General features: G+C 68.5%; 10 protein-coding genes. 4 read left to right on the top strand and 6 right to left on the bottom strand.

Annotation, left to right across the window (positions count from 1 at the left end; genetic code table 11):
* Positions 1 to 39: 39 nt before the first annotated feature.
* The 6 genes from gyrB to dnaA form a co-directional block, all read right to left on the bottom strand.
* Positions 40 to 2088, bottom strand: coding sequence for a DNA topoisomerase (ATP-hydrolyzing) subunit B (gyrB, locus tag IE136_RS04440; RefSeq protein WP_158988552.1), 2049 nt, complete (start codon positions 2086 to 2088; stop codon positions 40 to 42).
* A 451-nt stretch (positions 2089 to 2539) separates the two neighbouring features.
* Complete coding sequence (locus tag IE136_RS04435) at positions 2540 to 3100, bottom strand: DciA family protein (RefSeq protein ID WP_189599750.1); 561 nt, start codon at positions 3098 to 3100, stop codon at positions 2540 to 2542.
* A 20-nt stretch (positions 3101 to 3120) separates the two neighbouring features.
* On the bottom strand, positions 3121 to 4242 hold the full coding sequence (gene recF, locus IE136_RS04430) for a DNA replication/repair protein RecF (RefSeq protein ID WP_158988553.1): 1122 nt from the start codon (positions 4240 to 4242) through the stop codon (positions 3121 to 3123).
* 55 nt (positions 4243 to 4297) lie between these two features.
* On the bottom strand, positions 4298 to 5176 hold the full coding sequence (gnd, locus tag IE136_RS04425; protein ID WP_189599541.1) for a phosphogluconate dehydrogenase (NAD(+)-dependent, decarboxylating): 879 nt from the start codon (positions 5174 to 5176) through the stop codon (positions 4298 to 4300).
* Positions 5177 to 5278: 102 nt separating this feature from the next.
* Entirely contained in the window at positions 5279 to 6409 is a 1131-nt protein-coding gene (gene dnaN, locus IE136_RS04420; RefSeq protein WP_189599539.1) for a DNA polymerase III subunit beta, read from the bottom strand.
* A gap of 828 nt (positions 6410 to 7237) precedes the next feature.
* The gene (gene dnaA, locus IE136_RS04415; RefSeq protein WP_158988555.1) at positions 7238 to 9028 is read right to left on the bottom strand and encodes a chromosomal replication initiator protein DnaA; all 1791 of its coding nucleotides are present in this window, start codon (positions 9026 to 9028) and stop codon (positions 7238 to 7240) included.
* Between the two features lie 382 nt (positions 9029 to 9410).
* On the opposite strand from dnaA, the gene rpmH reads away from it, so the two are divergent.
* The 4 genes from rpmH to yidC are packed head-to-tail and all read left to right on the top strand — an operon-like array spanning position 9411 to position 11578.
* Entirely contained in the window at positions 9411 to 9548 is a 138-nt protein-coding gene (rpmH, locus tag IE136_RS04410; RefSeq protein WP_015659252.1) for a 50S ribosomal protein L34, read from the top strand.
* Between the two features lie 21 nt (positions 9549 to 9569).
* Complete coding sequence (gene rnpA / locus IE136_RS04405; protein WP_158988556.1) at positions 9570 to 9941, top strand: ribonuclease P protein component; 372 nt, start codon at positions 9570 to 9572, stop codon at positions 9939 to 9941.
* The gene (gene yidD / locus IE136_RS04400; protein ID WP_158988557.1) at positions 9938 to 10264 is read left to right on the top strand and encodes a membrane protein insertion efficiency factor YidD; all 327 of its coding nucleotides are present in this window, start codon (positions 9938 to 9940) and stop codon (positions 10262 to 10264) included. The genes rnpA and yidD overlap by 4 nt, the downstream gene beginning before the upstream one ends.
* A gap of 3 nt (positions 10265 to 10267) precedes the next feature.
* The gene (gene yidC, locus IE136_RS04395) at positions 10268 to 11578 is read left to right on the top strand and encodes a membrane protein insertase YidC (RefSeq protein ID WP_158988558.1); all 1311 of its coding nucleotides are present in this window, start codon (positions 10268 to 10270) and stop codon (positions 11576 to 11578) included.
* The last annotated feature ends 4 nt before the right edge of the window (positions 11579 to 11582 follow it).

Below are 11582 nucleotides of genomic sequence, written 5' to 3'. Positions count from 1 at the left end.
CTGGTCTTCAGTCCTTTCGTACGGTCAGCTGAGGCCGACTCAGATGTCGAGGAAGCGAACGTCCTTGGCGTTGCGCTGGATGAACGAGCGCCGCGCCTCGACGTCCTCACCCATCAGCACCGAGAACAGATCGTCGGCCTGCGCCGCGTCGTCGAGGGTGACCTGGCCGAGCACGCGGTGGTCCTGGTCCATGGTGGTGATGCGCAGCTCCTCCGCGTTCATCTCACCGAGACCCTTGAAGCGCTGGATCGAGTCCTCGCGGATCCGCTTGCCGTTCTGCTTGCCCAGCTCGACGAGCGCGTCGCGCTCACGGTCCGAGTACGCGTACTCGAAGTCGTCCCGGCCCCACTTGATCTTGTACAGCGGGGGACGGGAGAGGTAGACGTGGCCGGCCTCGACCAGCGGCCGCATGAAGCGGAAGAGGAAGGTCAACAGCAGGGTGTTGATGTGCTGGCCGTCGACGTCGGCGTCCGCCATCAGGATGATCTTGTGATAGCGGAGCTTCTCGATGTCGAAGTCCTCGTGCACTCCGGTGCCGAAGGCCGAGATGAGCGCCTGGACCTCGGTGTTCTGCAGGATCTTGTCGATCCGGGCCTTCTCGACGTTCAGGATCTTGCCTCGGATCGGCAGGATGGCCTGGTACATCGGGTTCCGGCCGGACTTGGCCGAGCCGCCGGCGGAGTCGCCCTCGACGATGAAGATCTCGCACTTGGAGGGGTCGTTCGACTGGCAGTCGGACAGCTTGCCCGGCAGCGAGGCGCTCTCCAGCAGGCCCTTGCGACGCGTCAGGTCGCGGGCCTTGCGGGCCGCCACGCGCGCGGTGGCCGCCTGGATCGACTTACGGATGATGTCCGTGGCCTCGTTCGGGTTCCGGTCGAACCAGTCGTTGAGGTGCTCGTGCACGACCTTCTGCACGAAGGTCTTCGCCTCCGTGTTGCCCAGCTTGGTCTTGGTCTGGCCCTCGAACTGCGGCTCGCCCAGCTTGACGGAGATGATCGCCGTCAGACCCTCGCGGATGTCCTCACCGGTGAGGTTGTCGTCCTTCTCGCGCAGCAGCTTCTTGTCGCGCGCGTACCGGTTCACCAGGCCCGTGAGCGCGGCGCGGAAGCCCTCTTCGTGCGTACCGCCCTCGTGGGTGTGGATCGTGTTGGCGAAGGAGTAGACACCCTCGGTGTACTGCGAGTTCCACTGCATCGCGATCTCGACCGAGAGCATCCGCTCCTTGTCCTCGGCCTCGACGTCGATGACGGTGGGGTGGATCAGCTCACCCTTGCGGGAGTTGAGGTACTTCACGAAGTCGACGATGCCGCCCTCGTAGTGGTACTTCACCGTCCGTGCCGGCTGCTCCTCCGCCGCCTCGGCGTCGGGGTCGTCGGCGCCGACGGTGGCCTTCGCGGACTCCCGCTCGTCGGTGAGCGTGATCGTCAGGCCCTTGTTGAGGAAGGCCATCTCCTGGAAGCGGCGCGAGAGCGTCTCGAAGGAGTACTCGGTCGTCTCGAAGATGTCCGGGTCGGACCAGAACGTGACCGAGGTGCCGGTCTCGTCGGTCTTCTCGTGCTGCGCGAGGGGCGCGGTGGGGACGCCCATCTTGTAGTCCTGCGTCCAGCGGTGGCCGTCGGTCTTGACCTCCACCGAGACCTTGGTGGAGAGGGCGTTGACGACGGAGACGCCGACGCCGTGCAGACCGCCGGAGACCGCGTAGCCGCCGCCGCCGAACTTGCCGCCCGCGTGGAGGACCGTCAGCACGACCTCGACGGCCGGCTTGCCCTCGGACGGGACGATGCCGACGGGGATGCCGCGGCCGTTATCGACGACGCGGACGCCGCCGTCGGCGAGGATCGTGACGTGAATGGTGTCCGCGTGCCCTGCCAGGGCTTCGTCGACCGAGTTGTCGACGACCTCCTGCACCATGTGGTGCAGACCACGCTCACCGGTCGAGCCGATGTACATGCCGGGTCGCTTGCGGACCGCGTCAAGACCCTCGAGGACGGTGATGGCGCTGGCGTCGTACGACGCAGCGTTGGCGGACGGAATGTTCTCGTTGGGGTTGCCGGAATCGGCCACGAAGCGCCCTTTCTGGCACAGCACAGGCCGTTCTCCGGGCATACGGGAGCGGCTGCGTCGTTCGACATGTTCCGCAGGGTGGCGGGATTGTCTACCAGTCTACCGGTAGCGCTGACACGAATGGGGGTTTGCCGGTACCTGAGTCCTCATGTGCCGCCCTGAGCGGGTCCTCACCGACTCCCCATATACGCCCAGGGGCTCCAGAACGCTCTGACGGCCACCCAGCGCTTCGAGCAGTGACCGGTTGTGGGCAACCATTCCGCAGAGGCGGACCCACCCTCTCCCCCCGTCGTGGGCGATCGTTCCGCAGGGGGTCTTCCCAGGGCGAAGCCCTCGGCGGAGGAACGAATGGGCACACCGCCACGAAGGCGCTGCCCGCGCCCAGGCCTGCCTCGCACCACGGCACCCCGGGGCGGCCGGCACCACGGCATCCGAGCACCCGCGCCCCGAGGCCGCCCCGCCCTCACGGGCCGCCTCAGCCGTACGTGTCCCCAGGCCCCACGGACCCCGGCGCCCTGAGCGGCCCGTACCCCTTCCGCACCCCCGAAGACGGCCCCAAGACCTTGATCATCCGCACGGTCCCCTGCCCCAGGTCCTCGTTCAGCCGCGCCACCAGCCTCGGTGCGAGGAGACGGAGCTGCGTCGCCCACGCCGTGGAGTCGCACTGCACGGTGAGCACCCGCGCCTCCGGGTCCTCCTCGTACTTCAGCGGTACACAGTGCTTCGCCAGGTCCTCGCCCACGATCTGCGGCCAGCGCCCCATGACCCCGCCCACCGCCGCCGGCGTCTCCCAGCCACGCTCGGTGATGAGCCGGTTGATCGCGGCGCCGAGCGCCAAGGGGTCACGGCCGTCCGCTCCGGAGCCGGAGCGCAGCCCGCCGCCCCGCCGGGCCTGCTTCTTCTGCTGGGCGGCGGCGCCCCGAGCCTTCGCCTGCTCCTTGGCGGCGCGCAGCGCGACCCGCGCGAGATCCACCCCCGAGGCCTCGGGCACCTTGGGGCCCTCGGCCTCCGAACCGCCGAGCCGCCCGCTCTCCACCCGCCCGCTCTCGTTCTCGCTCACAACCGCTCCACGTTCCCGTCGGCCACGGCATACCGCGTCCCCGCCAGCACCCCCGGCACGTCGTCGTCCACCGCGGCCGTGACCAGCACCTGCTCGCCCGGAGCCACCAGCTCTGCCAGCCGCTCCCGGCGCCGCGCGTCCAACTCGGCGAAGACGTCGTCGAGGACGAGCACCGGCTCGTTCCCCTCCGCGCGCAGCAGGTCGTACGAGGCCAGTCGCAGCGCCAGCGCGTACGACCAGGACTCCCCGTGACTCGCGTACCCCTTCGCCGGCAGGTCCCCGAGCTTGAGCAGCAGCTCGTCCCGGTGCGGGCCGACCAGCGTGACGCCCCGCTCGATCTCCTGCTTGCGCACCTCCGCGAGCGCGGCGATCAGCTGCTCGTACAGCTCCTCCCGCGTCTGCCCTGGTCCCGGCGCGGACGGCCGGTACTCCAGCAGAATCGGTCCGCCGCCCGGCGCCAGCTGGTCGTACGCCTTGTCGGCCAGCGGCTGCAGCACACCGATCAGATCCAGCCGCTGGGCGAGCAGCTCGGCGCCCGCCCGGGCCAGATGCTGGTCCCACACGTCGAGGGTAGACAGGTCCATGCCACGACCCCCGTGCCGCCGGGCCATCGCCGCGGACTTCAGCAGGGTGTTGCGCTGCTTCAGCACGCGCTCGTAGTCGGACCGCACGCCGGCCATGCGCGGCGAGCGCGCCGTGATCAGTTCGTCGAGGAAGCGCCGGCGCTCCCCGGGATCGCCCTTGACCAGGGCGAGATCCTCCGGCGCGAACAGCACGGTCCGTACGATCCCCAGCACGTCACGCGGTCTGACCTGCGAGGATCGGTTGATACGGGCCCGGTTCGCGCGCCCCGGGTTGAGCTCCAGCTCGATCAGCTGGGAACGCTCGCCCTGGGTGACGGCGGCGCGGATGACCGCCCGGTCCGCCCCCATCCGTACCAGGGGCGCGTCCGACGCGACGCGGTGGCTGCCGAGGGTGGCGAGATAGCCGACGGCCTCGACGAGGTTCGTCTTGCCCTGGCCGTTCGCGCCCACGAAAGCCGTGACGCCCGGGTCGAGCGGGACCTCGACCCGGGCGTAGGAGCGAAAGTCGGCCAGCGACAGATGCGTGACATGCATGGTGTGCGCCGACCTTCCCCCGGCTGCTGTGCACCGTGGGTGCACAGCCTGTGGATTACTTCTTGGACTCGACCGCGTGGCCACCGAACTGGTTGCGCAGTGCGGCGATCATCTTCATCTGCGGGGAGTCGTCCTGACGGGACGCGAACCGGGCGAACAGCGAAGCGGTGATCGCGGGCAGCGGCACGGCGTTGTCGATCGCGGCCTCCACGGTCCACCGGCCCTCGCCGGAGTCCTGCGCGAAGCCGCGCAGCCTCTCCAGGTGCTCGTCCTCGTCCAGGGCGTTGACCGCCAGGTCCAGCAGCCAGGAACGGATGACCGTGCCCTCCTGCCAGGAGCGGAAGACCTCGCGCACGTCGGTGACGGAGTCGACCTTCTCCAGGAGCTCCCAGCCCTCGGCGTACGCCTGCATCATCGCGTACTCGATGCCGTTGTGGACCATCTTCGCGAAGTGGCCCGCGCCGACCTTGCCCGCGTGGACGGAGCCGAACTCGCCCTCGGGCTTGAGGGCGTCGAAGATCGGCTGGACCTTCGCCACGTTCTCGGCGTCGCCGCCGTACATCAGCGCGTAGCCGTTCTCCAGGCCCCACACGCCGCCGGAGACGCCGCAGTCGACGAACCCGATGCCCTTGGCGGCGAGTTCCTCGGCGTGCTTCTCGTCGTCGGTCCAGCGGGAGTTCCCGCCGTCCACGACGATGTCGCCGGGGGAGAGCAGTTCGGCCAGCTCGTCGATGGTGGACTGGGTCGCGGCACCGGCCGGGACCATGACCCACACGACGCGCGGCCCCTTGAGCTTGCCCACAAGCTCTTCCAGGCTGTGGACATCGGCGAGGTCCGGGTTGCGGTCGTATCCGATGACGGTGTGGCCTGCGCGGCGAATGCGCTCACGCATGTTGCCGCCCATCTTGCCGAGACCGACGAGACCGAGCTCCATCAGAGATTCCTTAAGCGTCGTGTGCGGTTCGTACCCGCGTCCGAGCCTACGCCCGGACCCGGGTGCACACCTGTGGGGTCAGCCGCTCACTCGACGCCCCCGTCAGCCGCTGAGGCGCACCGGCATGATCAGGTACTTGTAGGCCTCGTCCGCCTCCGCGTCCACGGCCGGCTTGCCGCTCAGGAGCGCCGGCTTGGTGGAGGTGGTGAAGGAGAGCTGGGCGACCGGGGAGTCGATCGCGCTCAGGCCGTCGAGCAGGAAGGTCGGGTTGAAGGCGATCGAGATGTCGTCGCCCTCCAGCTGCGCGTCCACACGTTCCACAGCCTGTGCGTCGTCGCTGGAGCCGGCCTCCAGGATCAGCACGCCCTGCTCGAAGCTGAGCCGGACCGGGGTGTTGCGCTCGGCGACGAGGGCCACACGCTTGACGGCCTCGACGAAGGGCGCGGTCTCGATCACCGCGACCGAGTTGAACTCGGTGGGGAAGAGCGTCCGGTACTTCGGCAGGTCGCCTTCGAGCAGCCGGGTGGTGGTGCGGCGGCCCGCGCCCTCGAAACCGATCAGGCCCTCGCCCTTGCCGGAGCCCGAGAGCGCCAGGGTGACGGTGTCACCGCTGGTCAGTGCCTTGGCGGTGTCCAGGAGGGTCTTCGCGGGCACCAGGGCGACGGCGGAGGCGTCCGGGGACTCCGGCTTCCACAGGAACTCGCGGACCGCGAAGCGGTAACGGTCGGTGGAGGCCAGGGTGACCGTGTCGCCCTCGATCTCGATGCGCACACCGGTGAGGACGGGCAGCGTGTCGTCACGGCCCGCGGCGATGGCGACCTGGGCGGCGGCGGAGGCGAAGACCTCGCCCGGCACGGTGCCGGTCGCGGTCGGCATCTCCAGCAGCGCCGGGTACTCCTCCACAGGCAGGGTGTGGAGGGTGAAGCGGGAGGAGCCGCAGACCACGGTCGCCCGTACACCGTCTGTGGAGATCTCCACCGGCCGGTTGGGGAGCGCGCGGCAGATGTCGGCGAGCAGGCGGCCGGAGACCAGGACGGTGCCGTCCTCCTCGACCTCCGCCTCGACGGAGACGCGGGCCGAGACCTCGTAGTCGAAGCTCGAGAAGCTCAGCGCGCCGTCCTCGGCCTTCAGCAGAAGGCCCGCGAGCACGGGCGCCGGCGGACGGGCCGGAAGGCTGCGGGCCACCCAGGCCACCGCCTCCGCGAGTACATCGCGCTCCACCCGGATCTTCACCGGAACCGCCTCCTGCTGTTGCTGGCTCTTCGTCGACTGCGGGAACCAGTCTGACGTACGCCGCCGACACTCGGTGCGGCTCGGGGTCAAGTCGCGACAAGAGGCCGCCGAGGCTCCGGCGCCGAGTTGTGCACAGGTCCCACTTCGAAGCGGATTCCGGGCTATCTCTAGGTGGGAGTAGTAGTAGGGCCTGTGGAAACGGTGGATAACGCCATACCCGCAGGTCAACGCCGGTTTTTTGTCCACCGTGCCTGTGGGTGGAGCCCGTGGACAACCGGGGCGTTCTGTGGACACCCGAAAGTTCTGCACACCCGGTACACAGGCCATGGGGAGTTCTCCCCAGTGCTGTCCCCAGCTTTACCCACGTTCCCCACAGCCCAATCGTCTCCCTTGGTGTGACCGCTTTCACTCGCCGCAGTGAGCCGGGGTGTTTCGTTGCCGAACAGTGGACAGCGGTGTGGAGAAGCTGTGGGCAACCACGAGCCGCCTGTGGGTTGCCAGTGGACAACCTTCGGGGCGCCCTGTGGACGAAGATTTCGTCCACAGGCTGTGGATCAAGGTTGCCAACAAATCCACACCCCTCTGACCTGGTGAGATGCCCAGTCCACCGGGACGCCTGTGGAGGCGATCCGGATAACTCCGCAGTCCCCACCCTGTGGACGGGAGATCATCCCCCAATCTGTGGAGAACCCGCCACCCCCTCCGCCGACTCGAACAGCGCGACGGTGCACAGGCATGTGGACAGGGGCCGGCGGCGCGGCCGGGGACGCCGAAGGGCGCTCCGGGGGATGTCCCGGAGCGCCCTTCGGAGGGTGTGGTGCGGCTCCCTCAGCCGTTCTTGATGCGGTTGGTCAGCTCGGTGACCTGGTTGTAGATGGAGCGCCGCTCGGCCATGAGCGCGCGGATCTTGCGGTCCGCGTGCATCACCGTCGTATGGTCGCGGCCACCGAACTGCGCGCCGATCTTCGGCAGCGACAGGTCCGTGAGCTCGCGGCACAGGTACATGGCGATCTGGCGGGCCGTCACCAGCACCCGGCTTCGCGAGGATCCACAGAGGTCCTCCACCGTCAGCCCGAAGTAGTCCGCGGTCGCGGCCATGATCGCCGGGGCGGTGATCTCCGGCGCCGAGTCCTCGCCGCCGGGGATCAGGTCCTTCAGCACGATCTCGGTGAGCCCCAGGTCCACCGGCTGCCGGTTGAGGCTGGCGAAGGCGGTGACCCGGATCAGTGCGCCTTCCAGCTCACGGATGTTCCGGGAGATCCGGGAGGCGATGAACTCCAGCACCTCCGGCGGGGCGTTGAGCTGCTCCTGGACCGCCTTCTTGCGGAGGATCGCGATCCGCGTCTCCAGCTCCGGCGGCTGCACGTCGGTGGTCAGACCCCACTCGAAGCGGTTGCGCAGCCGGTCCTCCAGGGTCATCAGCTGCTTGGGCGGCCGGTCCGAGGAGAGCACGATCTGCTTGTTCGCGTTGTGGAGCGTGTTGAAGGTGTGGAAGAACTCCTCCTGCGTCGACTCCTTGCTCGCGAGGAACTGGATGTCGTCGACCAGCAGGATGTCCACATCGCGGTAGCGCTTGCGGAAGGTGTCGCCCTTGCCGTCGCGGATCGAGTTGATGAACTCGTTGGTGAACTCCTCCGAGCTCACGTACCGCACCCGGGTGCCCGGGTAGAGGCTGCGCGCGTAGTGCCCGATGGCGTGCAGCAGGTGCGTCTTGCCGAGTCCCGACTCTCCGTAGATGAAGAGCGGGTTGTACGCCTTCGCGGGCGCCTCGGCCACCGCGACGGCGGCCGCGTGCGCGAACCGGTTCGAGGAGCCGATGACGAAGGTGTCGAAGAGGTACTTGGGGTTGAGTCGCGCGTGCTGCTCGCCCGGGGCACCGGACGACGGCTGCTGCCCGGAGGACGAGCCGGGACGGCCCACTCCCGGACCGCCGCCCACGGGGCCGCCCGGACGCTGCCCCTGGCCTGCTCCGTGGCCCACGCCGTGACCCGTGCCGTGGCTCTGCGGATCGGTCAGCTCGCCCCGCTCCGGCCGCTGCGGCTGGTCGTAGGCCGGCGGCCGCTCGTCGTACCGGGACTGCTGCTGACGGGGACCCGCGTACGGGTCGCGCTCCTGGTAGCCGCCGAGCCGCGGCTGCTGCCAGGAGAGGTCCTCCTGGGTGCGCGGCCAGGAGCCCGGGTCCGGGCGCGGCTGCTGGTAGTCCGGGTAGGCGGGGCGCGCGGTGGGCAGCCCGTCGTCGGGCATCGGCCGATGGCCGTACCCGTCGTATTTCTCGTAGGACTCCGTCGGCGGGCGCTCGTCGTAGCGCTGCTGCTGGACGGGCGGGGCCGGCGGGGTCGGCTCGCCGGCCGAGTCGTCGACGGTGATCGCGATCCGGATCGGACGGCCGCACTCGCGGCTCAGCGTCTCGCTGATCAGCGGCGCCAGACGTCCCTCGAGAACCCGCTTGCCCCACTCGTTGGGAACGGCGAGGAGCGCGGTGTCGGCCACCAGTGCGAGAGGCTGGCAGCGCTCGATCCACTGCTTGTCCTTGGGCTCGATGCCCTGCTGGCCTTCTCCGAGGAGCTGCTCCAGCACGCGTGGCCACACTGCGGCAAGATCGGCAGGTACGTCAGCCACAGGGCACGCTTCCTCGCAGGTCCCACGAATGTGTGGTTCTCGGGACGGTAGGTCGAAGTCCGTGAGGACAGGTAAGGACAGAACGGGAAAAGGTTCAGGAGTCCAGCCACGGTAGTCGTGGCGGCTGACCTCGTTCAAGTCGTTGTCCACAGCCTGTGCACAATGGGACCCCGGTGATCGGCCGGTTTGACCGGATGGCGTAGCCGCGCGTACCGTAACCAGGTCGAGTTGTCGATGGCTGCTGCCGCCTGCCTCCGATGGGCAAAGATCACGGTCTGTGATCGTGAAGCGGTGCACTCGGGCGTATTGCGAGCTACTCGTGGGCGCACGGTGACAGCCAGGCGATGTCCCGCCACCAACGAATCATTTCTGGAGCCCCCGAGTGAGCAAGCGCACCTTCCAGCCGAACAACCGTCGTCGCGCCAAGACCCACGGCTTCCGCCTGCGGATGCGCACGCGTGCCGGTCGCGCCATCCTGGCGAACCGTCGTGCCAAGGGTCGCGCGAGCCTGTCCGCCTGATCCGCTTAAACAGGTCATGACGTGCTGCCTACCGAGAATCGGCTGAGGCGGCGCGAGGACTTCGCAACCGCGGTACGCCGAGGTCGCCGGGCCGGTCGCCCGCTCCTCGTCGTCCATCTGAGCAGCGGTGCAACGGACCCGCACGCGCCTGGGGAGAGCGCTTCCCCGACGCGTGCGGGTTTCGTCGTGAGCAAGGCCGTGGGCGGTTCGGTCGTCCGCAACCAGGTCAAGCGACGTCTCCGCCATCTCGTCCGCGAACGGCTCTCCGAGCTGCCCCCCGGTAGCCTGGTGGTCGTACGGGCGTTGCCCGGAGCCGGTGACGCCGATCACGCACAGCTGGCCCGAGACCTGGACGCCGCGCTTCAGCGGCTCCTGGGAGGGGGCACGCGATGAAGTACCCGCTGCTGGCTCTCATCAAGCTGTACCAGTGGACGATCAGCCCGCTCCTCGGGCCCGTCTGCCGGTACTACCCGTCGTGTTCCCACTACGGATTCACGGCCATCGACCGGCATGGCGCGATCAAGGGCACCGCCCTGACCGCCTGGCGCATCCTGCGGTGCAATCCGTGGTCGCCCGGCGGCGTGGACCACGTGCCCGCGCGCAAGCGTCCTCGCTGGCACGAAATGCTGCGGAACGCGCTGCGTGACGACAAGGGCGGGTCCACCGCCGAGACGAGCCCGGCCGCAGAGACCTCGCCCAATGCTCAAGGAGCCTGATTAGTGGACACGATTGCCAGTTTTTTCAGCTTCATCACCACACCTGTCTCATGGGTGATCGTCCAGTTCCACAAGGTGTACGGGGCGATCTTCGGTCCTGACACGGGCTGGGCCTGGGGCCTGTCGATCGTGTCCCTCGTGGTGCTGATCCGGATCTGTCTGATCCCGCTGTTCGTCAAGCAGATCAAGTCGACCCGGAACATGCAGGCGCTCCAGCCGAAGATGAAGGCGATCCAGGAGCGCTACAAGAGCGACAAGCAGCGTCAGTCCGAAGAGATGATGAAGCTGTACAAGGAGACGGGCACCAACCCGCTCTCCTCGTGCCTTCCCATCCTGGCGCAGTCGCCGTTCTTCTTCGCGCTGTACCACGTGCTCTCCAACATCGCCGAGGGCGACACGGTCGGTGTCATCAACCAGTCACTGCTCGACAGCGCGCGGCAGGCGCACATCTTCGGCGCCCCGCTGGCCGCGACCTTCACCGACAGCGCTCAGGAAGTCGCCGCTCTCGACGCTTCGCTGACCTCGGTCCGCATCGTCACCGCAGTCATGATCATCCTGATGTCGGCCTCGCAGTTCTTCACCCAGCGCCAGCTGATGATGAAGAACGTCGACCTCTCGGTGAAGACGCCGTACATGCAGCAGCAGAAGATGCTCATGTACATCTTCCCGCTGATCTTCGCGGTCATGGGCATCAACTTCCCCGTCGGTGTTCTCGTCTACTGGCTGACCACGAACGTGTGGACCATGGGTCAGCAGATGTACGTGATCAACCAGAACCCGACCCCGGGCAGCAAGGCCCAGGACGCCTACCTCCAGCGCCTTCTGAAGAACGTCGGGGCGCACGGCGAGGTCCGCGGCCGTCGCCGCAAGAACGTCGTCAAGGCCATCGTGGCCAAGGGCAGCGACCGCAACGAGAACGAGCGCCGCTTCTTCGCGGGTCTGGCCAAGGCCGGCTTCGCGGCCCAGCCCGACGGCACCGTGATCAAGAGCGACACCGTCACCGCCGAGGCCGAGGGCGGCGCCGTCAGGCGCCAGCAGCCCAAGCGCCAGACCAAGGCGAAGCGCCAGGCCGCCGCGGCCCAGCAGTCCACGGCGAAGAGCTCCGAGGACGTCGCCGACTCCACCGATTCCGGCGAGACCACCACCTCGCTGGAGAAGAAACCGCAGGACGCGGTTCAGGACGAGGCCAAGGACTCGGCGCAGGGCGACAAGCCCGCGCGGCCGAGCCGGGCCAACTCCGGAGCCTCCCGTCAGGCCAAGTCCGGTCAGCGCAAGGGCCAGCAGCGCCCCAAGCACCCGTCGTCCAAGAAGTAGAAGG

Origin of the sequence: Streptomyces lateritius (assembly GCF_014649715.1) — a bacterium.
GTDB lineage: Bacteria > Actinomycetota > Actinomycetes > Streptomycetales > Streptomycetaceae > Streptomyces > Streptomyces lateritius.
Note: the sequence above shows the minus strand (reverse complement) of the source record. Positions and strands in the feature narration are given on the sequence as shown.

What these genes read in the sequence shown, in the direction of transcription:
- recF (WP_158988553.1), bottom strand. Translation starts at nt 4,242, where the DNA reads ATGCATGTCACGCATCTGTCGCTGGCCGACTTTCGCTCCTACGCCCGG.
- gnd (WP_189599541.1), bottom strand. Translation starts at nt 5,176, where the DNA reads ATGGAGCTCGGTCTCGTCGGTCTCGGCAAGATGGGCGGCAACATGCGT.
- yidD (WP_158988557.1), top strand. Translation starts at nt 9,938, where the DNA reads ATGAAGTACCCGCTGCTGGCTCTCATCAAGCTGTACCAGTGGACGATC.